Origin of the sequence: Janibacter zhangyanbonis, from assembly GCF_050507325.1 — a bacterium.
In the GTDB taxonomy this organism is placed as follows: domain Bacteria; phylum Actinomycetota; class Actinomycetes; order Actinomycetales; family Dermatophilaceae; genus Janibacter.
On the sequence record NZ_CP191481.1, the window covers coordinates 203,743 to 230,240 of the forward strand.

26 protein-coding genes are annotated in these 26,498 nt (G+C 72.9%); 9 read left to right on the forward strand and 17 right to left on the reverse strand.

All coding sequences use genetic code 11. The features are described from left to right. Positions 1 to 47: 47 nt before the first annotated feature. Together ACQBJO_RS01015 and ACQBJO_RS01020 are read right to left on the reverse strand one after the other, a co-directional pair. Positions 48 to 854, reverse strand: coding sequence for a hypothetical protein (locus tag ACQBJO_RS01015; RefSeq protein ID WP_421007987.1), 807 nt, complete (start codon positions 852 to 854; stop codon positions 48 to 50). A gap of 20 nt (positions 855 to 874) precedes the next feature. Next, positions 875 to 1,666 carry an isocitrate lyase/PEP mutase family protein gene (locus ACQBJO_RS01020; RefSeq protein ID WP_421007988.1) on the reverse strand — a complete coding sequence of 264 codons (792 nt, stop codon included), beginning with the start codon at positions 1,664 to 1,666 and terminating at the stop codon, positions 875 to 877. 245 nt (positions 1,667 to 1,911) lie between these two features. On the opposite strand from ACQBJO_RS01020, the gene ACQBJO_RS01025 reads away from it, so the two are divergent. The 4 genes from ACQBJO_RS01025 (at position 1,912) to ACQBJO_RS01040 (ending at position 5,360) form a co-directional block, all read left to right on the forward strand. After that, positions 1,912 to 2,385 carry a pyridoxamine 5'-phosphate oxidase family protein gene (locus ACQBJO_RS01025; RefSeq protein WP_421007989.1) on the forward strand — a complete coding sequence of 158 codons (474 nt, stop codon included), beginning with the start codon at positions 1,912 to 1,914 and terminating at the stop codon, positions 2,383 to 2,385. A gap of 151 nt (positions 2,386 to 2,536) precedes the next feature. Then, positions 2,537 to 3,787 (forward strand): ergothioneine biosynthesis protein EgtB, encoded by a 1,251-nt coding sequence (gene egtB, locus ACQBJO_RS01030; protein WP_421007990.1) that lies wholly within the window; start codon positions 2,537 to 2,539, stop codon positions 3,785 to 3,787. Next, a complete protein-coding gene (gene egtD, locus ACQBJO_RS01035) occupies positions 3,784 to 4,740 on the forward strand; it encodes an L-histidine N(alpha)-methyltransferase (RefSeq protein WP_421007991.1) in 957 nt (318 codons plus the stop codon). The genes egtB and egtD overlap by 4 nt, the downstream gene beginning before the upstream one ends. After that, positions 4,737 to 5,360 carry a hypothetical protein gene (locus tag ACQBJO_RS01040; RefSeq protein ID WP_185221334.1) on the forward strand — a complete coding sequence of 208 codons (624 nt, stop codon included), beginning with the start codon at positions 4,737 to 4,739 and terminating at the stop codon, positions 5,358 to 5,360. Before egtD ends, ACQBJO_RS01040 begins: the two co-directional genes overlap by 4 nt. A gap of 48 nt (positions 5,361 to 5,408) precedes the next feature. Here ACQBJO_RS01040 and ACQBJO_RS01045 read toward each other — a convergent pair whose 3' ends face one another. The 12 genes from ACQBJO_RS01045 to ACQBJO_RS01100 all read right to left on the reverse strand — a co-directional run bounded on the left by ACQBJO_RS01045 (position 5,409) and on the right by ACQBJO_RS01100 (position 17,811). After that, the gene (locus ACQBJO_RS01045) at positions 5,409 to 6,758 is read right to left on the reverse strand and encodes a cryptochrome/photolyase family protein (RefSeq protein ID WP_421007992.1); all 1,350 of its coding nucleotides are present in this window, start codon (positions 6,756 to 6,758) and stop codon (positions 5,409 to 5,411) included. Further along, on the reverse strand, positions 6,758 to 7,768 hold the full coding sequence (locus ACQBJO_RS01050) for an NADP-dependent oxidoreductase (protein WP_421007993.1): 1,011 nt from the start codon (positions 7,766 to 7,768) through the stop codon (positions 6,758 to 6,760). The genes ACQBJO_RS01045 and ACQBJO_RS01050 overlap by 1 nt, the downstream gene beginning before the upstream one ends. Positions 7,769 to 7,774: 6 nt before the next feature. Further along, positions 7,775 to 8,197, reverse strand: a complete 423-nt coding sequence (locus tag ACQBJO_RS01055; RefSeq protein WP_421007994.1) for an organic hydroperoxide resistance protein — start codon at positions 8,195 to 8,197, stop codon at positions 7,775 to 7,777. A gap of 2 nt (positions 8,198 to 8,199) precedes the next feature. Then, positions 8,200 to 8,649, reverse strand: coding sequence for a MarR family winged helix-turn-helix transcriptional regulator (locus ACQBJO_RS01060; RefSeq protein WP_421007995.1), 450 nt, complete (start codon positions 8,647 to 8,649; stop codon positions 8,200 to 8,202). A gap of 58 nt (positions 8,650 to 8,707) precedes the next feature. After that, complete coding sequence (locus ACQBJO_RS01065) at positions 8,708 to 9,289, reverse strand: hypothetical protein (protein WP_421007996.1); 582 nt, start codon at positions 9,287 to 9,289, stop codon at positions 8,708 to 8,710. After that, complete coding sequence (locus ACQBJO_RS01070; protein ID WP_421007997.1) at positions 9,286 to 10,236, reverse strand: WXG100 family type VII secretion target; 951 nt, start codon at positions 10,234 to 10,236, stop codon at positions 9,286 to 9,288. Before ACQBJO_RS01070 ends, ACQBJO_RS01065 begins: the two co-directional genes overlap by 4 nt. Before the next feature lie 183 nt (positions 10,237 to 10,419). Further along, positions 10,420 to 14,061, reverse strand: a complete 3,642-nt coding sequence (locus ACQBJO_RS01075; protein ID WP_421007998.1) for a DUF2126 domain-containing protein — start codon at positions 14,059 to 14,061, stop codon at positions 10,420 to 10,422. Between the two features lie 40 nt (positions 14,062 to 14,101). Further along, a complete protein-coding gene (locus ACQBJO_RS01080) occupies positions 14,102 to 14,860 on the reverse strand; it encodes a hypothetical protein (RefSeq protein WP_421007999.1) in 759 nt (252 codons plus the stop codon). Next, positions 14,857 to 15,636, reverse strand: coding sequence for a hypothetical protein (locus tag ACQBJO_RS01085; protein ID WP_421008000.1), 780 nt, complete (start codon positions 15,634 to 15,636; stop codon positions 14,857 to 14,859). The genes ACQBJO_RS01080 and ACQBJO_RS01085 overlap by 4 nt, the downstream gene beginning before the upstream one ends. Then, entirely contained in the window at positions 15,633 to 16,355 is a 723-nt protein-coding gene (locus ACQBJO_RS01090) for a hypothetical protein (RefSeq protein WP_255185027.1), read from the reverse strand. The genes ACQBJO_RS01085 and ACQBJO_RS01090 overlap by 4 nt, the downstream gene beginning before the upstream one ends. Continuing rightward, positions 16,352 to 17,086, reverse strand: coding sequence for a hypothetical protein (locus ACQBJO_RS01095; RefSeq protein WP_255185028.1), 735 nt, complete (start codon positions 17,084 to 17,086; stop codon positions 16,352 to 16,354). The genes ACQBJO_RS01090 and ACQBJO_RS01095 overlap by 4 nt, the downstream gene beginning before the upstream one ends. Then, positions 17,083 to 17,811: a hypothetical protein gene (locus ACQBJO_RS01100; RefSeq protein WP_421008001.1), complete on the reverse strand. Its 729-nt coding sequence runs from the start codon at positions 17,809 to 17,811 to the stop codon at positions 17,083 to 17,085. Before ACQBJO_RS01100 ends, ACQBJO_RS01095 begins: the two co-directional genes overlap by 4 nt. A gap of 92 nt (positions 17,812 to 17,903) precedes the next feature. Between ACQBJO_RS01100 and ACQBJO_RS01105 the strand changes: the two genes are divergently transcribed. After that, positions 17,904 to 18,734 (forward strand): hypothetical protein, encoded by an 831-nt coding sequence (locus tag ACQBJO_RS01105; RefSeq protein WP_421008002.1) that lies wholly within the window; start codon positions 17,904 to 17,906, stop codon positions 18,732 to 18,734. A 37-nt stretch (positions 18,735 to 18,771) separates the two neighbouring features. Here the strand turns inward: ACQBJO_RS01105 and ACQBJO_RS01110 are convergent, their stop codons facing one another. Beyond that, entirely contained in the window at positions 18,772 to 19,434 is a 663-nt protein-coding gene (locus ACQBJO_RS01110) for a 4a-hydroxytetrahydrobiopterin dehydratase (protein ID WP_421008003.1), read from the reverse strand. Between the two features lie 62 nt (positions 19,435 to 19,496). On the opposite strand from ACQBJO_RS01110, the gene ACQBJO_RS01115 reads away from it, so the two are divergent. Then, a complete protein-coding gene (locus tag ACQBJO_RS01115) occupies positions 19,497 to 20,954 on the forward strand; it encodes an HAD-IB family hydrolase (RefSeq protein ID WP_421008004.1) in 1,458 nt (485 codons plus the stop codon). Positions 20,955 to 20,961: 7 nt separating this feature from the next. On the opposite strand, the gene ACQBJO_RS01120 is transcribed toward ACQBJO_RS01115, so the two are convergent. Then, positions 20,962 to 21,672, reverse strand: coding sequence for a FadR/GntR family transcriptional regulator (locus tag ACQBJO_RS01120; RefSeq protein WP_421008005.1), 711 nt, complete (start codon positions 21,670 to 21,672; stop codon positions 20,962 to 20,964). A gap of 129 nt (positions 21,673 to 21,801) precedes the next feature. On the opposite strand from ACQBJO_RS01120, the gene ACQBJO_RS01125 reads away from it, so the two are divergent. Both ACQBJO_RS01125 and ACQBJO_RS01130 read left to right on the forward strand, forming a co-directional pair. After that, positions 21,802 to 23,205: a GntP family permease gene (locus tag ACQBJO_RS01125; RefSeq protein WP_421008006.1), complete on the forward strand. Its 1,404-nt coding sequence runs from the start codon at positions 21,802 to 21,804 to the stop codon at positions 23,203 to 23,205. Between the two features lies 1 nt (position 23,206). Then, on the forward strand, positions 23,207 to 23,731 hold the full coding sequence (locus ACQBJO_RS01130; protein ID WP_421008007.1) for a gluconokinase: 525 nt from the start codon (positions 23,207 to 23,209) through the stop codon (positions 23,729 to 23,731). 130 nt (positions 23,732 to 23,861) lie between these two features. Here the strand turns inward: ACQBJO_RS01130 and ACQBJO_RS01135 are convergent, their stop codons facing one another. After that, positions 23,862 to 24,992, reverse strand: coding sequence for a diacylglycerol/lipid kinase family protein (locus tag ACQBJO_RS01135; protein WP_421008008.1), 1,131 nt, complete (start codon positions 24,990 to 24,992; stop codon positions 23,862 to 23,864). A gap of 92 nt (positions 24,993 to 25,084) precedes the next feature. Between ACQBJO_RS01135 and serS the strand changes: the two genes are divergently transcribed. Next, positions 25,085 to 26,404 carry a serine--tRNA ligase gene (gene serS / locus ACQBJO_RS01140; RefSeq protein ID WP_421008009.1) on the forward strand — a complete coding sequence of 440 codons (1,320 nt, stop codon included), beginning with the start codon at positions 25,085 to 25,087 and terminating at the stop codon, positions 26,402 to 26,404. Positions 26,405 to 26,498: the final 94 nt, after the last annotated feature.

The following is a 26,498-nucleotide window of genomic DNA, read 5'->3' on the forward strand; positions in this document are numbered from 1 at the left end:
GCCCGCGCCCGTGCAGGACCGCGCCCAGGCCGGCTCACGCCAGTTGCTCACGCCAGCTGCTGCCCGGAGGTCGCCCGGGTGACCCGGTCGTGCAGGTCGACGAGCACGGACGCGTCTCCGTCCGGGGCGGGGCCGGTCACCGACAGCAGCTCGCACACGGCACGGCGGGCGCATGCCCGCTCGTAGTCCCTGAGCCACCTCTCCGCGGTCCGCTCGGCGCCACCGAGGTACGGCCAGCCCACGTGGATCCTCGGCATGCCGACCCGGTGGGGCTTCGGCGTCAGCCGGGCCCGGGAGGTCTGGTGCAGTCCGCACAGCCGCACGTAGAGGTCGTCCGAGCCGAGGTCGACGAGGGTCGTCAGGTCGGGAGGCCCGCTCGCCAGGCCGGTGATGATGACCCGCAGGCCGGCTGCGGTTCGATAGGTGCGCACCCCGAGGTCGGGGTGCCTCGCCGCCCACCGGGCGATGCGCTCGAGCGCGGGCCCGGGGTCGGGCTCCACGGTGCGAAACAGCTTGCGCTGCGGAGCCGGCAGGTCGACGTCGGCCACGAGCAGCACATCGGTGTTGAGCACCTCGACGCCCATCCGGTTGCGCGTCACGGCCCCGATCAGTGCACCGTCGGCGCCGCGCACCTCGTGGAGGACCTCCTCGCGCAGGGGCGTGCGGGGGTAGTAGTCGAAGCCGGCCCGCCCGCGCGTCAGCTGGTCGACGGCCGCGGCGAGCCGGTGCTGCGCGCGCACGGCCGCGTCGGCGGCCGACTCGAGCGACCACCCCCAGATGCGCAGGGGGAAGTGCCGCCCCTCGTGCTCGACCTCGGTGCTCGCGAGCTGCCAGTGCTGGGGGAGGGGCCGCATGCGCCCGAGTCTGCCGGACGTCAGCCCGGCTGGCCGGCCAACCCGGCCCGGCCCAGCCACGGGCCGGTGAGCTCGGCGACCGACTGGGTGAGCGCCTGTTGCAGCAGCGGGCCGAAGGTCACCCGGCGCACCCCCGCGTCGCGCAGCTCCTGCAGGGATCCCGAGGGGGCGCCGTCGACGGGGTGGGCGGTGACGTTGAGCGGCAGCGAGGTCGCCCCCATGAGGGTGGCGAGGGTGGCGGCGTCGGGGATCTTCACCGGGTAGACGCAGCGAGCGCCGGTCTCCTCGCACGCCCGGATGCGGGTGATCGCTTCGGCGACCGGGTCGGGGAAGCGGTCGGTGCCGTGGAGCAGCGCGTCGGTGCGCGCGTTGATGACGAGCTCGACGTCGGCCTCGTCGGCGGCCTGGCGGAGCGCCCCGATGTAGTCGGCGTGCTCGGCGACCTCGCGCACCCGGTCCTGAGAGTGCACGGTGTCCTCGACGTTGATGCCCACCGCACCGGCGTCGAGGACCCGCTCGACGAGCTCTGCGGCCGGGGTGTCGTAGCCGGACTCGACGTCGGCGCTCACCGGCACGCGCACGGCCGAGCAGATCCGACGGATGCCGTCGAGCGCGTCGTCCAGGGTCATGCCCTCGCCGTCCTGCTGCCCGCGCGAGTCGGCGAGCGGGTGGCTGCCGATGGTCAGGGCGGGGAAGCCCGCGTCGACGACCGCACGCGCGGACCACACGTCCCAGACGGTGGGCAGGACGAGGGTCTCGTCGGTGTGGTGCAGGCGGAGGAGGTCGCTGGCCAGGCTCTTGAGATCGCTCATGGCTCCACCCTCCCAACTGGCGAAGGGGGCGACAAGGCCTCAGCCGATCAGGCCGGCGTCCCGGGCGAGCGAGACGGCCTCGCCGCGCGTCGCGGCGCCCGGCTCGGCACGGAGCACCCGAGGCGGGCCCCGACATCGGTCAGGTGCGCTGTCGGGTGCCTCAGATCCGCGGGTCCCGTGTGTCGACACGAGTGGAGCGGGTAGTCAGCCGGCGAAGACCGCCCCGAGAGCACAAGGAGCGCACGATGAGCGAGACCGAGATCGAGACCGTCGCCAAGATCATGCGGGAGACGAGGATCGCCGTCCTCACCCACGTCGAGGACGGACGTCTGGTGTCGGTGCCGATGGGCACCCAGGACCTCGACGACCCGGGCACCATCCACTTCATCACCGAGGCCGACACCGACAAGGTGCGGGCGATCACGACCCACCCCGAGGTCAACATCGCGTACGCCACGGACGACGGCTGGGTGAGCGTCAGCGGCACGGCCCGTCGCAACGACGACCGGGAGCTGCTCGGGCGGCTGTGGGACGCGTCGGCCGGTGCCTTCATGGAGGGCGGCCCCGATGACCCGAACAGCACCCTGATCACGGTCACGGCCGACACCGCGCGCTACTGGACCTCGCCCGGCACCGTGGCGACGGTCGTCCAGATGGCCAAGGGACTCGTCAGCGACGGGCGGCCCGACCTCGGCGACACCGGCACCGTCAGCCTCTGAGCGACGCCGCGTCCCCCGACGTGTCGCGCCGCCCCCACCCGGGGCCACGACGCTCGCTCGTCGGGGGAAGCGCGTAGCGTGGAACCCGTCCGAAGCTCCACTTCCCCGGTGCCCGACGGTGGTCGTCAACCTCCGTCGCATGGAGGACAGCATGACCACGATCTCACCCCGACCAGATCTCGCCGCGTTGACCGAGCGGTTCCTCGCCGTCAGGGCACGGACCGACCGGCTCACCCGGGACCTCGGTCCCGAGGACCAGACGCCGCAGTCGATGACCGAGGCCAGCCCGACGAAGTGGCACCGAGCCCACACCACGTGGTTCTTCGAGGAGTTCGTCCTCGGCGCCGACCCTGCCTACCAACCGCGCGACCCCGCCTTCCGCTACCTCTTCAACAGCTACTACGAGGCCGTGGGGGAGCGTCACCCCCGCGCCGCGCGCGGACACGTGACCCGCCCGGGCGTCGCCGAGGTCGCGGCCTACCGCCAGGACGTCGAGGAGCAGCTCGTCGCCCGGCTCGAGGACGGGACCCTCGACGAGGCGCTGCTCGACCTCGTCGAGCTCGGCTGCCACCACGAGGAGCAGCACCAGGAGCTGCTCCTCATGGACCTCAAGCACCTCCTCTCGGGCAATGTCCTCCAACCGGTCTACGTCGAGCGGGCGCTCGACCCCGACCCCGCGGCCGACCCGGTCCCGCAGCGCTGGACGCACGTGCCCGGTGGGGTCACGCACATCGGAGACGACGGCAGCGGCTTCGCCTTCGACAACGAGCGCCCGCGTCACCGGGTGTGGCTCGACGACGTCGAGGTCGGCACCCGCCAGGTGACCAACGCCGAGTGGGTCCGGTTCATCGACGACGGCGGCTACGCCCGCCCCGACCTGTGGCTCTCCGACGGGTGGGCGACCCTGCAGGCCACGGGGTGGGACGCGCCCGGCTACTGGCGCCGGGACGACGACCACGGCTGGACGACCTTCACCCTGTCGGGACGCCGTCCGGTGGTGGCCGCCGAGCCGGTGTGCCACATCTCCTTCTTCGAGGCCGATGCCTTCGCCCGGTGGGCGGGCCACCGCCTGCCCACCGAGCAGGAGTGGGAGGCCCGCGCCGTGAGCGGTCACCAGACGCACGGCGGTCTGCTCGACCCCGAGCGCTGCCACCCCGGGCCCGCGGCCGAGGTCACCTTCGGCGACGTCTGGGAGTGGACGGCGAGTGCGTACCTGCCGTACCCGGGATTCGAGACGGCCCCGGGCGCCGTGGGCGAGTACAACGGCAAGTTCATGAACGACCAGCACGTCCTGCGGGGCGCCTCAGCGGTCACCCCGCCGGACCACCCGCGCACGACCTATCGCAACTTCTTCCCCGCCGCGTCCCGGTGGGCCTTCTCCGGACTGCGACTCGCCCGGTGAGCCGCGCCGAGCTCGAGGCCGACCTGCGCTCCGGCCTCTGGTCGCAGCCGGCGACCCTGCCGCCACGCTGGTTCTACGACGAGCGGGGCTCCCGCCTCTTCGACGAGATCACCACCCTGCCCGAGTACTACCCGACGCGTGCCGAGCGGGAGATCCTCTCCGACCGAAGCGGCGAGATCATCGCGCTGAGCGGCGCGCGCAGCCTCCACGAGCTGGGGGCGGGCACGGCGACCAAGACCCGTGAGCTGCTCGACGCCCTCACCGCGCAGGGGCGGTCCGCGCTCTACGCGCCCCTCGACATCAGCAAGGAGGTCCTCCTCGAAGCCGCCGACCGTCTGCGCACGGACTACCCGGCCCTGAGGGTGGAGCCGGCGGTCGCCGACTTCCACCACCTGCCACCGCTGTCGGGGGAGCCGGGCGAACGCCTGCTCGTCTTCCTCGGCGGCACGATCGGCAACTTCGAGGAGGACGAGCGCTCCGGGTTCCTCGACATGGTGCACGCGGCCCTCGCCCCGGGCGACCACCTGCTCCTCGGCGCCGACCTCGTCAAGGACCCGGACCGGCTCGTCGCGGCCTACGACGACGGGGCAGGAGTGACCGCGCGCTTCAACCTCAACCTCGTCGACGTCATCACCCGCACCACGCCCGTCACGGGCCTGTCCCGCGACGACCTCGTCCACGAGGCCGCGTGGGACGACCGCGCCTCGCGCATCGAGATGCGGCTGCGTGCGGTGCGTGACATCACGGCCGACTTCACCGGGATCGGTCGCACGTGGCGCCTGGCGAAGGGGGAGCACCTGCGGACCGAGATCTCGCGCAAGTTCGACCTCGGCCTGCTCCGTGACGAGCTGACCGAGCACGGCTTCGAGCCGGTGACGAGCTGGACCGACGCGGCGGACGACTTCTCGCTGACCCTCGCCCGGGTCGCCGGCCGTGACGACGGCACGCCGTGACCCGCACCCTCCTCGAGCGCTTCCACGGGCGCATCCTCGGGGCGGGCAGCAGCAGCGGGCTGCGGCTGGTGGTCGGCGACTGGTGGGACTCGCCCCTCGGGGCCTTCACCGATGTCATGGTCGCGACGCCTGACGACCGTCGGGTCCTGCTGGCGCCGGACGACGAGGTCGCTCAGTACGTCGCCGCCACGTACTCCTTCGACGAGGTCCGGGTCGGCCCGGTTGCCCTGCAGGTCGACGATGACGTGTGGCGCCTCGACGCAGGCCCGTTGCGGTGCACGATCGGTCTGGGAGGGCGCACGGCCCTCGGCCTGGTCCTGCGAACCGTGCCCGAGCGGGTGGGGCGCAGCCGCGCCTTCGCGCATCTCGCCGACCCCATCGCGCGGCGGCTGCTTCCGGGGGTGCGCACCGTCGGCAGCGCCGGCGGTGGGCGGCGCGAGTACTACGGGGCGCACGACCAGCGGCAGGTGACGTCGCTGTCCGGCACCTGGTCGGGCCAGTCCATCGGCGGCCTCACCCCGGTCACGCCGCCGCCACGATTCGGCTTCAGCTCCACGCCCGCGTCACCCAGCCTGACGCGGGTGACGACGACCGTCGAGCGAGGCGTCGACGCGGACTGACGAGCGCAGTCGGGGCAGCGTGATGCCCGACCCGGCGAGCAGCTCGCCTCAGGTCGCCTCGTCGTAGCGCGCCAGGGCCTCGAGCCGCTCCTCCGCGTGGTCGACGATCCGCTCCGGGTAGTCGTGCGCGTACCCGTCGTCGTGCTTCCACGGCTCGTGCGCTGCGGCGCCCTCGAGATGGGCCAGCTCCGGCACCCACCGGCGCACGTACGCACCGTCGGGGTCGAAGCGCTTGCCCTGCGTGACGGGGTTGAAGACACGGAAGTACGGGGACGCGTCCGTGCCGGTGCCGGCGACCCACTGCCAGCCGTGGTTGTTGGACGCGAGGTCCCCGTCGACGAGGTGCTCGAGGAAGTGCCGCGCGCCGACGGGCCACCACACGTGCAGGTCCTTGGTGAGGAAGCTCGCCGTGGCCATCCGCACCCGGTTGTGCATCCATCCCTCGCCGAGCAGCTGGCGCATGCCGGCATCGACGATCGGGTAACCGGTGCGCCCCTCGCGCCACGCCTCGATGGCGTCCTGCGGTTCGTCGTAGCGAAGGGGGAGCGGCCGCAGGTCCTGCCACGCGGAGTCCGGGTTGGCCCAGAGCACGTCGGCGTAGAACTCCCGCCAGGCGAGCTCCGTGCGGTAGCTCTCGGCACCCGCGCCGCGCTCCCCGCGCAGGTCGTGCAGCAGCTGGCGGGGGTGGACGACCCCGAGGTGCAGGTCCGCGGACATCCGCGAGGTGCCCTCGACCGCCGGGAGGTCGCGATCGTGGTCGTAGTCGGCCAGCGCCTCGTCGCGGAAGCGCACCCAGCGCCGCCGGGCGGCGTCCTCGCCCGCGGTCGGCAGGTCGATCGGGCACTCGCGGGCCGCCTTGTCGAGCATCGCCTCGACCCGGCCGTCGGTGTCGGCCTCGATCCACTCGACCCCACGCGGCGCACTCGTCGGCTCGTCCCAGCCGTGCTCGCGCCACGCGGTGGCGAAGGGGGTGAAGACCTTGAAGGGGGTGCCTCCCTTCGTCCGCACCGTGCCGGGGTCGACGGCAAAGGGCGAGCCGGTGGCCACACCCTCGACGCCGATCTCGCGCAGCGCGGCGACGACACGACGATCGCGCTCGACGCCGCCGGGCTCGTTCTCCCGGCTGACGTGGACCGAGGTGGCCCCGACCTCGCGGGCGACGCGCGGCACGACCTCGGCCGGGTCGCCGAGCCGAATCACGAGGCGACCGTCGAGGGAGGCGTCAAGTGCTCGCAGGGTGGCGGCCAGCCACGCGGTCTTCGCCGCACCGGCCGGCCCCCACATCGTCGGGTCGATGACGAAGAGGGGGAGCACCGCGCCGCGTGATGCGGCTTCCCGCAGGGCTGGGTGGTCGCGCAGGCGCAGGTCCCGGCGGAACCACATGAGTGAGGGCGCCATCAGAGACGGACGAGCATCTTGCCCATGTTGGCACCGTCGAGCAGGTCCATGAAGGCCTGCGGGGCGGCGTCGAGACCGTCGCGGAAGGTCTCGTCCGAACGCAGCCGCCCCTCGGCGAGCCACTGGGGCGCCCGGGAGTGGTACTCGGCGACGAGCTCGGGGTACTGACCGACGACGAAGCCGCGCAGGGTCAGCCCCTTGCCGATGGCGAGGGCCAGGTTGCGGGGTGCGGAGGGCGGCTCGGTCGAGTTGTACTGCGAGATCGCCCCGCACATCGCGACCCGACCGAAGGTCGACAGCGCGCCGATCGCGGCCTCGAGGTGCTCGCCGCCGACGTTGTCGAAGTAGACGTCGATGCCGTCGGGCGCGACCGAGGCCAGCCCCTCGGCGACGGGACCGTCGCGGTAGCTGAAGGCCGCGTCGTAGCCCAGCTCGACCACGCGGGCGACCTTGTCGGCCGAGCCGGCGGAGCCGACGACCCGGCCGGCGCCCAGCGCCTTGGCGATCTGGCCGGCGGCCTGCCCGACGGCGCCGGCCGCGCCGGAGACGAAGACGGTGTCACCCTCGCGCATGCCGGCCACGGCGGTCAGCCCGACGTAGGCCGTCAGGCCGGTGAGGCCGAGGACGCCGAGATAGGTCGAGGCGGGCGCGGCGTCGGTGTCGACGACCCGCACGGACTTCGCCGGGAGCACCGCGTGCTCGCGCCAGCCGAGGCCGTGCAGCACGTGCTGGCCCACGGCGACGTCGTCGGAGCGGGAGGCTATGACCTCGCCGACGGCGCCGCCGTCGAGCGGGGCGTCGATCTCGAAGGGGGCGACGTAGGACTTCACGTCGTTCATCCGACCGCGCATGTAGGGGTCGACCGACATGACGACATTGCGCACGAGCACCTGGCCGTCGGCGAGCGGCGGCAACTCAACGGTCTCGAGGCGGAAGTTGTCGGCCGTCGGCGCGCCCTGCGGGCGCGAGGCGAGGACGATCTGTCGGGTGGTCGTGGGGATCTGGGTCATCGGCGATCAGTCCTGCGTGACCGTGACGGTGACGTCGATGTTGCCGCGCGTCGCGTTGGAGTAGGGGCAGACCTGGTGTGCCTGGTCCGCGAGCTGCTGGGCGGCCTCGGCGTCGAGGTGGGGCAGGGTGACCTCGAGCTCGACGGCCAGCTGGTAGCCGCCGCCCTCCTTGGGGCCGATGTGCACGCGCGAGCCGACGGCGGAGTCGGCGACGTCGACCTTGCCGGCGCGGGCCACGGCCTGCAGCGCCGAGTGGAAACACGCGGCGTAGCCGACGGCGAAGAGCTGCTCGGGGTTGGTCCCCTCGCCCGACCCGCCCATCTCCTGGGGGATCGCGAGGTCGAGGTCGAGGCGGCCGTCGCTGGTGCGGCCGTGCCCGTCGCGGCCGGCACCGGTGGCGAGGGCCTCTGCGGTGTAGAGAGTCTTCATCGTCATGCTCCTTGGGTGGGGGTGGGGTCGCCGACGGATGCGCAGAACCTCTGGGCCAGGCGACGCAGGGTCGCCAGCTCCTCGGGCTCCATGTCGACGGCGTCGTACAGGCGGCGCTGGATCGCCGCGACCTGCGTCTCGAGGTCCCGACCGGCGGTGGTCAGGTGGATCGTCACGCGGCGGGCGTCCTCCCCTTCGCGACGGCGCTCGACGAGACCGCTCGCCGACATGCGCTTGAGAAGGGGGGAGAGCGTCCCGCTGTCGAGGTGCAGCGCCTCGCCGAGCTCGGTGACGGTGCGGCCGTCGCGCTCCCACAGGGCGAGGAGGGTGACGTACTGGGTGTACGTCAGCCCGATCTCGGCGAGGCCGTCGCGGTAGGCCGCGGTCGCCGAGCGCGACGCCGAGTAGAGGGCGAAGCAGATCTGCTGGTCGAGCTGGTGGTCCGTCTGCACCTCTGAAGCATTGCACGCAATTGGTTTGCGCGCAATCTATTCGGGCGGATCGAGGTGTTCAGCGCGCGATCGGCACCGGCAGGCCGGCGAGCTCGACGCCGGTCCGCTCGGTCACCGCGCCGTCCGGCGCCACGGTCACCTCGTGGAGCACGAGGTCGCCGTCGGTGACCGACCACAGCCGCACCTGCCAGGGCCCGTCACCCGCGACCCGGGGCGGCTCGGCGAGCGCGCGCACCTGCTCCCTCGCCTCGTCGACCTGCTGCCGGGCGTCCGCCCCGGTGGCGGGGCGGAGGCGCAGGTCATCGGCAGAGGTCAGGAGCTGCCACCCCTTCGCCATGTCACGGGTGGCATCGGCCCGCGCGGTCGCCAGCTCGAGCGCCTCGTCGGCGGAGCCCACCCGGGTGCCGTCGATCTGCGCCCAGCGCTCGGGATGGCCGCTCAGCACGACGACCCGGCCGTCGTCGGCGACGGCGACGAACCACCGCGCCGGGTGCGAGGGGCCGCGCCAGAGGACGTCGAGGAGCCGCCACCCGCGCAGCGCCGCCACGGGCACGGGCCGCAGACGGGTCCTGGCGTCGGAGACGACCGACGCGAGCATCGGCTCGTCCGTCGTCGTCGAGATGGTCGCGATGTCGGTCATGAGTTGTCCTCGTCCCACTGCTCGCCGTAGTAGTCCATGTAGGTCTCGTCGCCGTCGCCCGTCGACGGGGAGTAGTAGCCGCTCTCGAAGAGCTCGCGGATCGCGGCGCGCCCGGCGGCGTCGGCCTCCTCGGGGCTCGCGCCGGCGGCGACGGCCTCGTCGTGGGCCACGAGGTAGTTGGTGATGTGCTGTTCGTCGACCGACAGCGCGCTCTCGCCGTCGGTCGCCTGGTAGTAGTAGGCCTCCTGGGCCATCGCCTCGACCTCGCCGTCGATCTTCGCCGTGACGTACTCGTCGCGGGTGACCTCGGTGGTCTCGACGGTCAGTCCTTCGACGTCCGAGCGGGCGTGACTCGCCTCGTGGATGAGCGACCACTCGTCGGCCGTGGAGCCGAGGACGATGACGTCGGTGCCGGGGTTGTAGTAGGTGCCGCCGTTGCCTCCCACGACGACCTCGATGCCCTCGTCGGCGAGCCACTGCAGCAGCTCGCGGCCCTGCTCCGTCTGCATCAGCTCGGGCACGCCGGGGTCGTCCGGGTCGAGCCCCTCGGGCAGCTCGGCGCCGGGGGAGCGGCCGATCTTGGTCAGGCCGTGTCCCGGCTTGGTGTCCGTGTCGCCGTCCCCGGCGGCGGGCTCGGGGCTCACGCCCGGGGCGAAGGGGGCGCCCCCCGGCCTTGTCGTGCTCACCTCGTCCTGGTCCCCGGCCTGTCGCCGCAGGTCGCCGGCGAAGCCGTCGAGCCGGCTGGCGAGGTCGTCGACGACCCGGCTGGCGCCGGCCCAGCCGTGCGCGAAGTGCTCGACGTCGGGGCCCTGCCAGGCGTCGCCGAGCACCGTCAGCAGCCGGCTGCCCGTGGTGCCGACGTCGCGCACGTCGTCGGCGCACCGCCCGAGCTGGGCGGCGATCTCGTGCAGGCGCGCGGTGTCAGCGCCGTGGGTCACCGGACTCATGGTCGGAGCCTAGGGAATCCGCCGCGCTGACGGCAGGGGGAGCGCTCCCCACGCCGTCCGGCCCCCGAACTTCGCAAAACCCTAGGGTCTTGCGAAGTTCCCCCGGCCCACTCCGCAGGACCCTAGGGTTTTGCAGAGTTCGAAGGGGAGATCGGCGCCGGCTGCCGGCGGGCTCCCCGGGGCTCAGGCCTGGTCGTCGGGAGCGCCCACGGTCTCCTGCACCGGGCCCTCCGCCGTGATCTCGACGACCGGCTCACCGTCGACCGGAGGCATGCCCGGGTCGACCGCCTCGGTCGGCGGGGCGGCGAACTCGTCCTCGGTGCCCGGCTGCCGGTCCGTGCCGGGGAAGCGGCGCAGGTCGAGCGTCACGGGGAAATCGGTGACGGCCGGGCCGAAGCCCGTCATCGGGTCGGGCAGTGCCGCCAGGTCGACCGGGCCGGGGGTGTGACCACTCGCGACGAAGCGCGCCGCCCGGCGCGACTCCGCGGACGCGGCGTTGACCGGGAAGGTGTCGTAGGCGACGCCGCCCGGGTGGGTCACGTGGTAGGTGAAGCCACCGAGCGAGCGGCCGGTCCACCGGTCGACGAGGTCGAAGACGAGCGGACCGTGGACCCCGATCGTCGGGTGCAGCGCCGACGGCGGCGCCCAGGCGCGGTAGCGGACGCCACCGACGAAGGCGCCGGAGCTCCCCTTCGCCCCGACGGGACCGCCCCAGCCCTGCTCGGCGACGGGGACCATGGGCACGGGCACGCCGTTGCACGTGACGACGTGCCGGCCCTCGACGAGGCCGACGGCGCGGACCTGGACCTTTTCGACCGAGGAGTCGACGTAGCGGGCGGTGCCGAACTGGCTGACCTCCTCGCCGAGGACGTGCCACGGCTCGATCGCGGTGCGCAGCTCGAGCTCGACGCCGGCGATCGTCGTGTCCCCCAGCCGCGGGAAGCGGAACTCGAGGAAGGCGTCGAACCACGCCGGGTCGATGCGCCCGGCCCCGGCCCGCTCCAGGTAGCGGTTGACGTCGTCGAGGACGTCGCGCAGGTCGGCGGCGACGAAGGCCGGCAGCAGGTAGCGGTCGTGCAGCCGGGTGCCCCAGTGCACGAGCGGCCCCGTGTAGGGCTCCGCCCAGAAGCGGGCGACGAGCGCGCGCACGAGCAGCGCCTGCAGCAGCGCCATCCGCGGGTGCGGCGGCATCTCGAAGCCCCGCATCTCGAGCAGCCCGAGCCGCCCGCGCTCGGAGCCGGGCGCGAAGAGCTTGTCGATGCAGAACTCCGACCGGTGCGTGTTGCCCGTGATGTCGGTGAGCAGGTGGCGCAGCAGCCGGTCGGCGAGCCACGGGCGCGTGTCGCGCTTGGGCCGCAAGGTCTCGTCGAGCGGCTCGGTGACGTCGGACTCGACGTGCTCCATCGCGATGACGTGGTCGAGCTGCGCGAAGGCGATCTCGAGCTCGTAGAGCGTGTCGGCGCGGCCCTCGTCGACGCGCGGCGCCTGCGAGGTCGGGCCGATGAAGCGCCCGGAGAAGAGATAGCTCAGGGCCGGGTGGTGCTGCCAGTAGGTGACGAGCGAGCGCAGCAGGTCGGGTCGACGCAGCAGCGGGCTGTCGGCGGCCGTCGGTCCGCCGAGCGTCAGGTGGTTGCCGCCGCCGGTGCCGGTGTGCGCGCCGTCGAGGTCGAACTTCTCCGTCGACAGGTGGATCTGGCGCGCGTGCTCGTAGAGGCCCTCGGTCTGCTCGACGAGCTCGGCCCACGAGGCGGTCGGCGCGACGTTGACCTCGATGACGCCGGGGTCGGGCGTCACCGACATCGTGCGGACCCGGTCGTCGCCCGGCAGCGGGTAGCCCTCGAGGACGACCGCGTGGCCGGTCTCGACCGCGGCGCCCTCGACGGCGCCGACGAGCTCGAGGGCGTCCTCGAGGTGCGACACCGGCGGCAGGAAGACGAAGAGGTGCCCGTCGCGGTGCTGCACGGCCAGGGCGGTGCGCGGCGACTCGTCGATCGGCAGCACCCGGGCGGGTGCGGCATCGCTGGCCGGCAGCGTCGTCGGGTCGAGGGCGGGCAGCGCTCCGCGCGGGTCGAAGGGGGACCGCTCCGGCTGGTCGGGGCCCTCCGTCCAGGCGATCGAGGACAACGGCAGCCGCAGACCGGCGGGCGAGTCGCCGGGCACGAGGGCGAGGAAGCCGCGGCGGGTGCGCCACGTCGTCGTCGCCCAGCCCTCGCCGTCGGGGGCGGGGAAGACCGGCAGCACCCAGGCGGCCGGGGTGTCGAGGTCGACCTGCTCGTCGACCCGCGCGACGACGGCCGCGCGGTGCTCGGCGTCGGCGGCGTCCTCGCTGTCGGGGGCGACGTCCCCGGCGGAGGGGCCGTCGCCGTGGGGCAGGCGGGCCTCGGTGACGACCTGCTGCAGCGGGTCCTCGACGGCGGCGACGAGCTGCTCGGGCGGGATGCCTAGCCGCCGGGCGATGCCGAGCGCGAGGTCGCGGGCGGCGCCCGCGGCCTCCGGCGAGCCGGACTCCGCGCGCGCCTCGCCCCAGGGGTCGTCGAGCAGCTCCTGCGCGCGCCACAGCGGCTCGCCGTCGGTGCGCTCGCTCAGGCCGATCTGCCAGCGGGGGAGCGGTTCGCCGGGGTACCACTTGCCCTGGCCGTGGTGGCGCAGGGTGCCGGGCCCGGAGAGGCGCCGGGCGAGGGCCATGGCGAGCTCGCGCTTCTCCTCCCCGTCGGCGGCGGTGTGCCACTGCGGGTCCTTGGTCCCGCCGGCCGCGACGAAGGTCGGCTCGCCACCCATCGTCAGGCGCACGTCGCCCTCGACGAGCAGCCGGTCGACAGCCTCGCCGAGCTCGGTGATCCGGTCCCACTGCTCCTGGCTCACCGGCTTGGTGACGCGTGGGTCCTCGGCAAACCGGGTCACCGTGTTGCTGAAGTCGAAGCTCACCTGCGTCGGGGCGGTCGCGCCGCTGATCGGTGCGGCGGAGGCCGGGTGCGGGGTGCACGAGAGCGGGATGTGCCCCTCGCCGCAGAGCAGGCCGGAGGTCGCGTCGAGGCCGATCCAGCCGGCGCCGGGGACGTAGACCTCGGCCCAGGCGTGCAGGTCGGTGAAGTCCTGCGCCGGGCCGTTGAGGCTGTCGTCGCCGACGGCGCTGAGGTCGGCGGTCAGCTGCACGAGGTAGCCGGAGACGAAGCGGGCGGCGAGGCCGAGCTGCCGCAGCGCGGAGACGAGCAGCCAGGCGGAGTCGCGGCAGGAGCCGATGCCCCGCTCGAGGGTGTGCTGCGGGGTCTGCACGCCGGCCTCGAGACGCACCGTGTAGTCGACGCTCTCGCGCACGGCGCGGTTGAGGCCGACGATGAAGTCGACGATCGGGGTGCCTTCGCCGACCTGCGCGTCGCGCGGCCCGGTGAGCAGGCCGGGCAGCACCTGCTCGAGCCACGCGCTCACCTCGGGGGCCGGGCCGCTGCCCTCCGCGCCGTCGTCGACGGGGCGCAGGTAGGGCGCGAGGTCCTCGCGCAGCTGCTCCGGGTAGGCGAAGGGGAAGGTCGCGGCCCAGTCCTCGACGAAGAAGTCGAAGGGGTTGATGACCGTCATGTCGGCGGTGAGGTCGACGGTGATCTCGAGGCGGGAGACCTTGTCGGGGAAGACGACTCGGGCCAGCCAGTTGCCGAAGGGGTCCTGCTGCCAGTTGAGGAAGTGCTCGGGCGGGTCGATGCGCAGCGAGTAGCTCGGGATCGGCGTCCGCGAGTGCGGCGCCGGCCGCAGCCGGATCGTGTGCGGGTAGACGTGGACGGGCTCGGCGAACTCGTAGGCCGTGCGGTGCTCGAGGGCCACTCGGATGGTCACCCTCACCACTCTAGGCACGCCGAGGGTGCCTGGGCGGGGACTACCGGGCGAGTCTCGAGATGATGTCCTCCGCGTGGCGCTCGAGGGTGGTCATGTCGCTCGCCTCGTCCGTGCTCGTCTGGGTGAGCGTGATGAGGCTGTGCCCGACGCGGACGACGAGGTAGTCGGCGTAGATGCGCGTCTGCCGCCCGCCGATCTCCCCGAAGGTCGTGATCCGCACCGCGAAGGTCTGGTCGCCGAGCGTCGCGGTGGTCCGCGGCTCGGCGAGCAGCCGCAGGTCGATCGGCCCGGCCTCGTCCCGCCCGGTGAGCGAGAAGGAGTCGCACCCGGCGAGGGCGGCCCCGGCCTGGTCGAGCAGGGTCGCGCCGACCGGGCGCGAGTGCGACTCGATCCGCACGTTGTGCGCCTGGAGCCCGGTGCCCTTGCCCTGGGTCCACCCGCGGGTGACCGCGACGGTCCGCGACCGCTTGAGGTTGGTGGCGTACCAGCCGAGGCGCAGCACGTCGATGCAGGGCTTCGGGTCGGTCTTGCGGTACTGCGCGCTCGGCTCGGGCCCGGGCTTCGCGCTGCGCGGCAGCCCGGCGAGGGCGGCCTCGGCCTGGGCCTCGTCGAGCTGTCGGCCGGCTCGCTCGAGGCGCGGGTCGGTCGTCGGCGACGAGGTGACCGGCTCGGGCGTGGGCACCGGCGTCGGGGCGGTGGCCGAGGGCGAGGAGGCGAAGGGGAGGTCCCCGCACCCCGTGAGGAGCAGGAGCGAGGTGGCCAGGCAGGTGAGCCCGCGCGCCACCCGGCGCGCGGTCACGGCTCGAGCCCGTCGACGGCCGCGCGGGCGGCGGACTCGGTGACCTCGGTGTCGGGCGTGGTGCCGTAGGCGCCGTTGGCGACCGAGACGGTGTTGTGCCCGACCTTGACGACGACGTAGTCCATCGACAGCGTCTCGAAGGTCTGCCGGGCGGTCAGGCGGTAGGCGATGGTCCGGTCGCCGAGCGTGGGGAAGGTCAGCGGCGTCGCCTCGTAGGTCGTCCAGTTGCCCGTGTCGGTCTGCTTCACCTCGAAGCTCGAGCAGTCGCTGACCCGCGCCCCCGCCTCGTCGAAGAGGCCCGTCGGGTAGGGGTCGCCGAAGGAGTAGAGCCACATCCCCAGGTGGCGGCGCGTCCCGGGCGGCGCGGGGTTGTCGGCGCGACGGAAGTTGGCCTGCACCCGCGCCTTCTCGGTCCGGCGCACCTCGTCCCAGCCGGGACCCTTCTGGATCAGGGCGGCGCAGCTCGAGGGCTCGACCTCGTCGGCCTGCGTCTCGAAGATCGTCGCGACCTCGTCGTCGACCCAGCCCGACCCGAGGTCACCGGCCGACGGCAGGGCGGCGCGCAGACCCCCTTCGTCCATGACCCGACCGGCCCCGGTGACCGTGCCGGGGTCCTCGTCCGCCGCCGACGACGCGGACGTCGATGAGGTCGACGGGGAGCCGCTGCTCGACACGGTGACCGTCTCGGTCGCCGTGCTGCCGACACCGGGGACCAGGCCGCACCCGGGCAGGAGCGCCACGGCGGCGGCGAGGGCCAGCCCCCGGGCCCGGGTCACAGCGCCTCGAGCTCGGCGACCGTCGCGCCCACGAGCTGCTCGACGGCCTCGCTGCGATAGGTCGAGGCCTCGCCGGCGCTCTGCACGACGTGGACCCGGTTGTTGCCGAGGGAGGCGCTCGCGACCTGCACGACGCCCCCGCCGAAGGGATCGCCCTCGGTGGTGTTCTGCACCCGGATGGACCACGTGCGGTCGCCGGCGGGCTGGAGCGAGACGGGGTCGAGCTTCCAGTCGGTCGTGCCGTAGCGGTCGATGATCTTGAAGGTCGAGCACCGGCTCAGGGCCTGGCCGGCGTCGTCGAAGAGTGCCTCGGGCACCGGCTCGTCGTAGCTGGTGACCTTGACCGACAGGACACCGCGGCCGTTCTCGCCGACATAGGACTTCTCCGCGCTCGCGACCTTGTGCTCCTCGAGGTCGTCGGCCGTCGTGCCCTGCAGGCGCACGTCGTCGCAGACCGCGGGATAGGTCGTCGAGTCGGGGTCGGGTCCCTCGGACTCCGAGGTGTCGAGGGTGAATCCCGAGGGCGGCTGGTCGTCCGCGGGCAGCACCGACCGCAGCTGCTCCTCGGTGAGCTGGCCGCGCCCGCCGGCCTCGGCCGTCGTCGAGCTCGACGGGGTGTCGCGGCCGAGGGTCGGCACGCACCCCGCGGTCAGGGCCAGAGCGGCGATGCCCACGACGGCCGGGGTCGTGGCGGCCCGGCGGGGCGCGCGGACGCTCACTTCAGGTCCTCGAGGACGCCCTGGGCATAGGTCTCGAGGATCTCCTCGTTGTTGGCGCGGAACCCGGTGAGCATGCGCACGTTGACGAGGTTGTGGCCGCTGCGCACCCACAGGTAGTCGATGGCCAGGTCGCTGTCGCGGTTGCCGATGCGCACGGCGAAGCTGCGGTCGCCGAGGGCCGGCGTGGTGATGTGCGTCGCCGTCCACGTGCCCTTGCTGGCGCCCGGCTCGGTCGCGGAGGTGAAGTCCGAGCAGGTGGCCAGGGCGGCGCCGGCCTCGTCGAAGAAGCGCGTGGGGAAGGCCTCGTCGTAGGTCCACAGGGCGATCGAGATGCTCGGCGGCGGCGTGCCGCCGGCCTTGCGGGTGTAGCGCACGCCGGCGCCCTCGCTGCGGTGCTCCTCGCGCCAGTCGCGGACGTCCGGCGCGTCGAGGTAGACCGCGAGGCACTCCGTCGGGTCGGCGACCCGCTTGCTGTGGACGGCGGCGTCGAAGCCTCCGGGGTCCTTGACGAAGCCCTTGGGCGCCTCGTCGGTCGACGGCAGCGCGGCCTTGATCTGCCGCGGGGTGAGCTCCTGCTGCTCGGGCGCGTCAGCGGTCTCGGCCTCCCGGGTGCTCGTGACGGTCACCGTCGACGGCTCGGCCGGGGGCGGCGCGTCGTCACCCCCGCACGCGGCGAGGGTGAGGGCCGTGATCACGGCGAGGGCGAAGGGGGCGGCGCGGCGCGTCGTCATGTGGCCTTCTTCAGGTCGTCGAGGACGCCCTGCGCGTACCTCGTCATCAGCTTGCCGTCGTAGCTCTTCTCGCGGCTGAGCACCAGGACGGTGATGACATTGTGCCCGCTGCGCACGTAGAGCCGGTCGACGGAGTGGTCGAACTCCCGGCTGCGGATCCGCACGCCGAAGGTGCGGTCGCCGAGCTGCGGGACGGTGATCGCGGTGGCCCCGTCCTTGCTCTCGCCGACGCTGCGCGACTGGGTGTACGAGTCGCAGCCGGTGACCTCCTCGCCCGCGTCGTCGTAGAGGGAGAGCGGGTAGGGCTCGTCGAAGGACTGGACGTAGGTCGCGATGATCAGCCCGCCGTCGGCCTGGTTCTGGCTGAAGCGCGCCTGCTCGTGGACCGTGCGGTGGTCGTCGGTGAAGGTCCGGGCCTCGGGACTGTCGAAGAGGATGCTCGCGCACCCGGGCGGGTCGTAGGTCGACTTGTGGTTGCCGAAGGTCGAGGTGTCGACGTGCCAGGTCTTGTCCGGCATGTCGGCGAGGGTCGGCAGGGCCTTGCGGGCCGTCGCCTTGTCGATCTCCTGCTGCTCCGGCAGGTCGAGGGCCTCGCCGACCTCGGTGGTCACGGTCACCGTGCCGGGGTCCGGGGGCGGGGTCGACTCGTCGCCGCACCCGGCGAGAGGCAGGATGGCCGCGACGGCGAAGGCGGCCGCGAGACGACGGTGGTGTGTGGCGAGCATCGCCGTCAGCATCCCACGCAGGGGCCGCTCCGGCGCGCCCGGCGCGGGCCGCGGACCGTATCCTCGGGGCGAGACGACCCCGGGAGGGACCAGTGGAGCAGATCTCCAGGCGCACGCTGCTCGCCGCGATCGGCACGGTCGGCACGACCGCCGTCGCCGGCTGCGCGGACGACTCCGAGCCCGTCGACATCGCCTCGACGTACCGCGTCGGCGGGGACGGTGGCTCGGGGAGCGACACCGGGAGTGGCTCCGGCTCCCCCTCCGACAGCGCGAGCCCCACCGACTCCGCCCTCCAGACGGTGGAGCTCGACCCCCCGGACTCCCTGCGCGGCCGCTGGGCGGCCATCGCGGCGGTGTGGACGGCGGCCGAGGTCTCCGACGACGGGTCCGGCCCCCGCGCCACGAACGGCGACTGGGAGTACTCGATGGAGCTCGGCGAGTGGGCGCACCTGCTGCGCTACAGCGATGGTCGGGCGCTCCTCGTCGGCCAGTCCAACCCCGACCTGATCCGCTCCGTGGCCGACGAGAAGAAGATGCGCAAGGCGCTCACCGCGGGGGCCCCGAGGTGGTGGAACGACTTCGACGAGCTGCTGCCGAGCAATGCCTCGGTCGGCTTCGTCCTGGGGTGGGACCGCAAGCGCTGGCAGCGGGTCTCGGGCGTGCCCAGCGAGGGCGGCTTCGACAAGATGACCTTCTACCCCCGCGACGACGACACGACGATCGAGTGGCTGCTCCTGTGGGGGCAGGAGGGCGAGAGCGACCACTCCAGCGCGCTGCGCTCCGCCGCCTCGGCCGTCATCAAGGCGGGCACCCGGGTCAACATGTCGCAGCTGCAGCGGCTCGGCCCCGGCATGCAGGCCGACCAGCTCAAGGACGCCGTCGCGGCCGCGAAGGCCTTCGAGGGCAAGGGCCGCCGCCGCTGAACCGAGCCCGCCCGCGGAGGTGGGGACCCCCCCTTCGTCAGGCGTGCGGCTGCCAGGTGCAGACGCAGGCGAGGTTGCCGTCGGCGTCCGCCAGCACCCACCACGCCGGGGCGTACTCCTCGGTGACGAGCCGGCCGCCGGCCGCGACGACCGCGTCGACGCGGGCCCGTGCCTCGTCGTGGGGGACGTAGACGTCGATGTGCAGGCGGCCGCGGTCGTCGCGGGGCTCGCTCGTCTGGAACCAGATGGTCGGCATCTGGCCGTCGGGCGAAGGGAGCGTGTCCGGGTCCCCCTTCGCCGGCTCGTGGCCGGTCAGGGCGGTCCAGAAGGGCCGGATCCGGTCCGCGTCGGCCGTGTCGATGCCGACGGTCAGCGAGGCGCCGACCTCGGGCTGCGGGCTCGCACCGCGGTCGGAGGCGATCCGGCTGATCTCGCCGGCGAGCGAGATGTCGCGGTCGGTGATGCCGCCGGCGTCGTGGCTGACGAGCGCCAGCCCGACCCAGCCCCACCGCAGGTCGATGTCGGGGTGGTGGTCGGCCTCCTCGGCGACCTTGGCGATCTCGTTGACGAGGGCGAGGGACTCCTCGAAGCCCTTGGTGCGCAAGCGGGTTCGCAACATGCCGTTGACCTCGCGCCAGTCGCGTGGCGCCCGGTCGGCGACCTGGGAGCTGGTCAGGGTCTGCAGGGCGTCGTCGCTCATGTGACCCACGTTAGGCCCTCGAGGTGTTCCCGGCAGGCCCCCGCGTGGATAGCCTCGCGAGCATGACGGCCGCCGCATTCTTCGACCTCGACCGCACCCTGCTGCCCAAGGCCTCCGGCCCGGCGCTGTCGGCCGCCATGCGCGACACCGGCGTGGTCTCCGCACGGATGCCGGGGGAGGCGCTGCTCTTCGGCTACTTCAACCTCCTCGGTGAGTCCCTCGGCTCGATCGCGCTCGCCCGTCAGGCGGTGCTCGTGGCCAAGGGCAAGCCCGCCGACGCCTTCGACGAGGCGGCCCAGCTGGCCGCCGACGTCCTCGAGCCGATGGTCGGACCCTTCGCCCGCATGCTCATCGAGGAGCACCACGAGGCCGGGCGCCTCGTCGTGCTCGCGACGACCACCCCCGAGCACCTCGTCCTGCCCCTCGCCGAGCGGCTCGGCATCGACTACGTCATCGCCACCCGCTACGAGGTCGGCGACGACGGCTGCTTCACCGGGCGCAACGACGGGCACTTCGTGTGGTCGATGGGCAAGGTGGCAGCGGTGCGCGACTTCGCCGAGGAGGAGGGCATCGACCTCGACGCGTCCTTCGCCTACTCCGACTCGATCTACGACGCACCGCTGCTGCGGGCCGTCGGCAACCCCGGTGCGGTCAACCCCGACCCGCGGCTGCACGCCCTGGCCGTCGCCGCGCGCTGGCCGGTGCTGCACTTCGACACCTCGCCCGGGGTGATGAAGCTGCCGGTCATCGGCATGGAGCTGCAGCGCGCCATCGCCCTCCTCTCGCGGCCCGAGGTCTTCCCCTACGCGAAGTTCACCGTCCGCGGCGCGGAGAACATCCCAGCCGACGGGCCGGCGATCCTCGTCGGCAACCACCGCTCCTACTTCGATCTCGTCGCGATGGCGGTCGCCTTCCGCCGCACCCCGCGCTCGGCGCGCTTCCTCGGCAAGAAGGAGCTCTTCGACGTGCCCGGTCTGGGGACGATCTTCCGCGCCGGCGGCGGCATCAGCGTCGACCGTCGGCAGGACGACCCCGACAGCCCCGACGCCTTCGCCTCCGCCGTGCGGGCCCTCCGCGGCGGCGAGCTCGTCGCGATGATGCCCGAGGGGACGATCCCGCGGGGCATCCACTTCTTCGAGCCGGGCATGCGCGGCTTCCCGGGCGCCGCCCGCCTGGCCCACCTCACCGAGGTGCCGGTCATCCCCTTCGCCATCACGGGGACCGAGAAGGTCTGGCCGCGCAGCTCCAGGGTGCCGCGGATGCTCACCAACCCGTTGACCCGGCCCGAGGTGACGGTGACCTTCGGCGAGCCGGTCGACCTGAAGTACCGGTCGGTGCCGCGCGACATGGAACGGATCCTCGAGGCGATCACCGAGATGCTGCCCGACGACGTCCGCGAGCCGGCCCGACCGACCCTCGCCGAGATGGCCCTGACCTATCCCGACGGCATCGTGCCCGACGAGGACCGCTGGTACGCCGTCGACGGTGGCACCGACTCGCACGTCGAGTACGGCGAGTAGTCCGGCCTCAGTCGCCGGAGGCCTCGATATCGTCCATGGCCTCCTGGGCCTCGGAGACGATGCGGCGCATCGCCTCCTCGGCGCTGTCGGGGCAGCCCTCGGCGATCGCCGCGGCGACCTCGACGTGCCAGTCGATGGCCCCTTGCTCGGGGATCTCCGGCATGAGGTCGTGCTCGGTGCGGCCGGTGAGCGCCTCGGCGACGAAGGGGGCGAAGCCGGCCAGCAGCGCATTGCCGGACGCCTCGAGGAGGGTGCGGTGGAAGTCGATGTCGTGACCGAGGTAGGTGAGCAGGTCCCCCTTCGGCCCGGTCTCGGCCATGCCCGCCGCCGCGGCCTGGAGGCGCTCGGCCTGCTCGGGGGTCGCGCGCTGCGCGGCGAGGCGGGCGGCCTGGGGCTCGACGCCGCGGCGCAGCTCGCTCACCTCGCGCAGCTGCGCCAGGCGCTGGGGGCCGGCGAGGCGCCAGTGGATGATGACCGGGCTGAGGGCCTCCCACTGCGACTCCGGCTGGATGGTCACGCCGACGCGGCGGCGTGAGGTGGCCACCCCGATCGACTCGAGCACCTTGATGACCTCGCGCACGACCGTGCGGGAGACGCCGTAGCGACCCTCGATCTGCTCCATGGAGAAGACGTCACCGGCGGCCAGCCGCCCCGAGGTCAGGTCGTCCCCGATGGCGGTCAGGACGGTGTGGTGCAGGCCCCCCGACGCACTCGTCATGCCGCGGATTGTCGCAGACGCGATGGGGCACCTCCAAAGAAAAGGATGACGATTGGTTGCACAATAAGCATACGTTTGGGAGGGTGTCCGGCGGGCGACCGCCCTGACATCACCCACCGGAGGACAACGATGTTTCTCGTCGAGGACGCCGTGCCCGAGCCCGCCTACGGCTCCGGGCCCCTGCTCGCCATCGCCGCGGCCGCCGTCGCGCTGCTGCTCCTGCTCATCATCCGCTTCAGGGTCCACGCCTTCGTGGCCCTCGTGCTCGTCAGCTTCCTCACCGCCCTCGCGACGAAGATCGCCCCCGCCGACGTCGTCACGGTGATGACCGACGGCTTCGGCTCCACGCTCGCCTCGGTGGCCCTGCTCGTCGGTCTCGGCGCGATGATCGGCCGCCTGCTCGAGGTGACCGGCGGCGCCCAGGTCCTCGCGGACACCCTCATCGCCCGCTTCGGCGAGGACCGGGCTCCCTTCGCCCTGGGTGTGGCCTCGCTGCTCTTCGGCTTCCCGATCTTCTTCGACGCCGGCCTGGTCGTCATGCTGCCGATCATCTTCAGCGTCGCCCGCCGCTTCGGCGGCTCGGTGCTGCGCTACGCCTTCCCCGCCGCGGGTGCCTTCGCCGTCATGCACGCCTTCGTCCCGCCGCACCCGGGCCCGGTCGCCGCGGCCGACCTCGTGAGCGCCGACATCGGCCTGCTCCTCGTCTTCGGCCTGCTGATCGGGCTGCCGACGTGGTACCTCGCGTCCTACCTCTACGGCCTGTGGGCCGGCAGCCGCTTCATGGTCGACGTGCCCGACCTGCTCTCAGGTGGTCACGTCCCCGAGGCGAAGGGGGACGACGCCCGCCGGCCGTCCTTCGGCCTGGTCCTCGCGGTGCTGCTCCTGCCGATGCTGCTGATCTTCGTCGACACCGGGCTCAACACCCTGGCGACTCAGGGCGTCGTCGACGGTGACGCCGTGTGGGTCAACGCGCTGCGGATCATCGGCAAGACCCCCATCGCCCTGCTCATCACCACGCTCGTCGCCATGGTCGCGCTGGGCTGGCGCCGCCGCTCGCGCGCCGACGTCGAGACGATCATGAACGACGCGCTCGCCCCGGTCTGCGCGATCATCCTCATCACCGGCGCCGGCGGCATGTTCGGCGGGGTGCTGCGGGCCAGCGGCATCGGTCAGGCACTCGCCGAGACGCTCGAGTCCACCGGGCTGCCGGTCATCGTCGCCGCCTTCGTCGTCTCCGCGGCGCTGCGCGTCGCCCAGGGCAGCGCCACGGTCGCCCTGACGACCGCCGCCGGGCTCATGGCGCCGACGATCGAGGCCTCCTCGGGTCTGAGCTCGATCGACCTCGTGCTCATCGTCATCGCCATCGCGGGTGGCGCCACCGTCCTGTCGCACGTCAACGACTCCGGCTTCTGGCTCGTCGGCCGCTTCCTCGGCATGGACGAGAAGACGACGCTCAAGACGTGGACCGTCATGGAGACCCTCATCGGCGGCATCGGCTTCGTCTTCGCCTTCGCGCTGAGCCTGGTGCTGTGAGATGACCGTGCACGTCATCGCGATGGGCGTCTCGGGCAGCGGCAAGAGCACCGTCGCCCAGGGCGTCGTCGAGCGGACCGGCTGGGTCTTCGCCGAGGCCGACGCCTTCCACCCGCAGGCCAACATCGACAAGATGTCGCAGGGCATCCCGCTCGACGACGAGGACCGCTGGCCCTGGCTGCACGACCTCGCCGCGTGGATGGCCGAGCACGCCGCCCGCGGCGAGGACACGGTCATCACCTGCTCGGCGCTCAAGCGGGTCTACCGCGACGTGCTGCGCGCCGACGTCGCCGCCCTCGGGGCAGGGCACCGGGTGGTCTTCGCCCACCTCGACGGGTCGGCCGCGGTCATCGCCGACCGGCTCGAGGGACGGCAGGGTCACTTCATGCCCGCCTCGCTCCTGCAGTCCCAGATCGACACCCTCGAGGACCTCGAGCCCGACGAGGACGGGGTCGTGCTCGACCTCACCGCAGCACCCGAGGTGCTCGTCGACCGGGTCATGGCGAGCGTGGCGCCGGGGCGCTGACCCCCCTTCGTCGCCGCTCGACAAGAGAAAAACCCCCTTCGCAAGGGTTTCAAACCCTTGCGAAGGGGGTGTTTCTCGGGTCACCCGGAAATCGAGGTACGGGTGGGGCGGGCCCCGGTCGAGACCTCGCTCAGATGCTCGCGACCCTCACGATGAGCGCCTGCTGGTCGACGGTCACGAGCAGGCGCGTGGCCTCGCCGATGACGTCGCCGTCCACCTGCACGGGGTGCGGCTCGTCGACCCGGGCGGTGTAGACCGAGCCGGAGGTGCGAATGAGTTCGGTCCCGTCCTTCTCGGAGCGGCCGAGGACACGCACGGCGACCGAGCCCCACCCGATGATCGTCTTCGGGGCGACGATGACGCCGTCGAGGCGACCGTCGTCGATCCGGGCGCTCGGGATCAGCTGGATGCCGCCGGTGAGGGTGCCGCAGTTGCCGAAGAGGATCGTGCGGGCTCGCACCGGCTCCTGCGCCTTGCCGTCGATGGTCCACCGGACGCGGAATCGCTTGATGAAGATGCTGCGGAAGCCGGTGACGAAGTAGGCCGTCCACCCGACCTTGGCCTTGAGCTCCTCGCTCGTGTTGCCCATGATCGCCGCGTCGAACCCCATGCCCGCCATGACGAGGAAGGGGTGCCGCTCCACCGGCGGTCCCTCGACCGGCTCCTCGGCCTGACCGGAGTCCTCGGTCGCGGCCTCCTCGGCCGGGTCGAGCTCGATCCACGCGACGTCGATCGCCTTGTTGCGGCCGCTGTAGGCGACCCGCAGGGCCTCGGTGAGGTCGGCGCCGAAGGGGATGTCGAGGTTGCGGGCGAGCAGGTTGCCGGTGCCGCGCGGCAGCAGGCCCATCGGGGTGCGGGTGCCGGCGAGGGCGACCGCGACGGCGCGGATCGTGCCGTCACCACCGAGCGGGCAGACGACGTCGACGCCGGCCTCGAGGGCCTCACGGGCCTGCCCGGTGCCCGGGTCCTCGATCATCGTCTCGATGAAGAGCGGCTCCTCCCACCCGAGCGAGACGCTCGCGGCGGTCAGCTCGGCGCGGGTCGCGGCGACGTCGTCGAACTTCGTCGGGTTGATGATGATGCCCGCGCGACGAGGCGCCGGGGCGCTCCCTTCGTCCCGCCGGAAGCGGTGACGGTCCGGCCGGGACCGGCCGTGACGGGGGGCCGCGGCACCCGGGCCACGGAGCACCAGGGCGACGACGACGGCGACGAGCGCGAGCGAGATGGCGATGACGATCGCCAGGAGAGTCCAGTCCGACACGGCCGTGACGCTACCCCAGCGAGGGGCCTGCGCCCCGGTCGTCACGCCGGTGGCGGGCGGCGCCGGCGCGTGGCGCGGATATCCTGCCTGTCGTGATCGACCTCAAGACCCTGCGCGACCAGCCCGATGCCGTCCGAGCGAGCCAGCGTGCCCGCGGCGAGGACGAGTCGCTCGTCGACGCCGTCATCGCCGCCGACGAGCAGCGCCGCAGCGCCATCGGTGCCTTCGAGACGGCCCGCGCCGAGCAGAAGGCGGCGAGCAAGGAGCTCGGCCCCGTGATGGGTCGGCTCAAGAAGGCCGAGAAGGCCGGCGAGGACGTCACCGAGCTCGAGGCCGAGGCCGCCGCGCTGCGCGACAAGGGCGCCGCGATGTCGGCCCGGGTCAAGGAGCTCGAGGCCGCGGCCGAGGAGGCGAAGGGGGCGCTCGACGCCTCGATCCGTCGCATCGGAAATGTCATCCAGGAGGGTGTCCCCGCTGGCGGCGAGGACGACTTCGTCGTCCTCGAGGAGGTCGGCACCCCCCGTGACTTCGCCGCGGAGGGCTTCGAGCCGAAGGACCACCTCGAGCTCGGCGAGCTGCTCGGTGCCATCGACATGGAGCGCGGGGCCAAGGTGAGCGGCAGCCGCTTCTACTACCTGCGCGGCGCCGGCGCCCGGCTCGAGATCGCCCTCATGGCGCTCGCCCAGCAGATCGCCGCCGAGGAGGGCTTCACGCCGCTCGTCGTCCCGACGCTCGTGCGCCCCGAGACGATGGCCGGCACCGGCTACCTCGACGCGCACGACGACGTCTACCACCTGCCCGCCGACGACCTCTACCTCACGGGCACCTCCGAGGTCGCGCTCGCCGGCTACCACGCCGACGAGATCCTCGACCTCTCCGACGGGCCGATCCGCTACGTGTCGACGTCGACCTGCTACCGGCGTGAGGCGGGCAGCTATGGCAAGGACACGCGCGGCATCTTCCGCGTCCACCAGTTCCAGAAGACCGAGATGTTCGTCTTCTGCCGCCCCGAGGACGCCCAGGCCCAGCACGAGGAGCTGCTGCGCATCGAGCGCCGCATCCTCGAGGCCCTCGAGCTGCCCTACCGGGTCATCGACGTCGCCGCCGGCGACCTCGGGGGGCCGGCGAGCCGCAAGTACGACTGCGAGGCGTGGGTCCCGACCCAGGGCAAGTACCGCGAGCTGACGTCGACGAGCAACTGCACCACCTTCCAGGCGCGCCGCCTGAACATCCGTGAGCGCAATGCCGAGGGCGGCGGCACCCGCACGGTGGCCACGCTCAACGGCACCGCCATCACGAGCACCCGCCCGATCGTCGCGATCCTCGAGAACCACCAGCAGGCCGACGGCTCGATCCGCGTCCCCGCGGCCCTGCAGCCGTATCTCGGGACCGAGGTCATCAGCCCCCGCTGACGGTGACCGGCCAGTTCGCCCCGACGAAGGGGGCCCGACCCACGGCGTGCAGGTCGGCGGGCTACGTTGGACTCGTCCCCCCGACGACGGAGGA

What these genes read in the sequence shown, in the direction of transcription:
- egtB (WP_421007990.1), top strand. Translation starts at nt 2,537, where the DNA reads ATGACCACGATCTCACCCCGACCAGATCTCGCCGCGTTGACCGAGCGG.
- ACQBJO_RS01070 (WP_421007997.1), bottom strand. Translation starts at nt 10,236, where the DNA reads ATGAGTCCGGTGACCCACGGCGCTGACACCGCGCGCCTGCACGAGATC.
- ACQBJO_RS01055 (WP_421007994.1), bottom strand. Translation starts at nt 8,197, where the DNA reads ATGAAGACTCTCTACACCGCAGAGGCCCTCGCCACCGGTGCCGGCCGC.
- ACQBJO_RS01125 (WP_421008006.1), top strand. Translation starts at nt 21,802, where the DNA reads ATGTTTCTCGTCGAGGACGCCGTGCCCGAGCCCGCCTACGGCTCCGGG.
- ACQBJO_RS01065 (WP_421007996.1), bottom strand. Translation starts at nt 9,289, where the DNA reads ATGACCGACATCGCGACCATCTCGACGACGACGGACGAGCCGATGCTC.
- ACQBJO_RS01095 (WP_255185028.1), bottom strand. Translation starts at nt 17,086, where the DNA reads ATGACGACGCGCCGCGCCGCCCCCTTCGCCCTCGCCGTGATCACGGCC.
- ACQBJO_RS01100 (WP_421008001.1), bottom strand. Translation starts at nt 17,811, where the DNA reads ATGCTCGCCACACACCACCGTCGTCTCGCGGCCGCCTTCGCCGTCGCG.
- ACQBJO_RS01045 (WP_421007992.1), bottom strand. Translation starts at nt 6,758, where the DNA reads ATGGCGCCCTCACTCATGTGGTTCCGCCGGGACCTGCGCCTGCGCGAC.
- ACQBJO_RS01115 (WP_421008004.1), top strand. Translation starts at nt 19,497, where the DNA reads ATGACGGCCGCCGCATTCTTCGACCTCGACCGCACCCTGCTGCCCAAG.
- ACQBJO_RS01120 (WP_421008005.1), bottom strand. Translation starts at nt 21,672, where the DNA reads ATGACGAGTGCGTCGGGGGGCCTGCACCACACCGTCCTGACCGCCATC.
- ACQBJO_RS01050 (WP_421007993.1), bottom strand. Translation starts at nt 7,768, where the DNA reads ATGACCCAGATCCCCACGACCACCCGACAGATCGTCCTCGCCTCGCGC.
- ACQBJO_RS01015 (WP_421007987.1), bottom strand. Translation starts at nt 854, where the DNA reads ATGCGGCCCCTCCCCCAGCACTGGCAGCTCGCGAGCACCGAGGTCGAG.
- ACQBJO_RS01025 (WP_421007989.1), top strand. Translation starts at nt 1,912, where the DNA reads ATGAGCGAGACCGAGATCGAGACCGTCGCCAAGATCATGCGGGAGACG.
- ACQBJO_RS01130 (WP_421008007.1), top strand. Translation starts at nt 23,207, where the DNA reads ATGACCGTGCACGTCATCGCGATGGGCGTCTCGGGCAGCGGCAAGAGC.
- ACQBJO_RS01110 (WP_421008003.1), bottom strand. Translation starts at nt 19,434, where the DNA reads ATGAGCGACGACGCCCTGCAGACCCTGACCAGCTCCCAGGTCGCCGAC.
- ACQBJO_RS01020 (WP_421007988.1), bottom strand. Translation starts at nt 1,666, where the DNA reads ATGAGCGATCTCAAGAGCCTGGCCAGCGACCTCCTCCGCCTGCACCAC.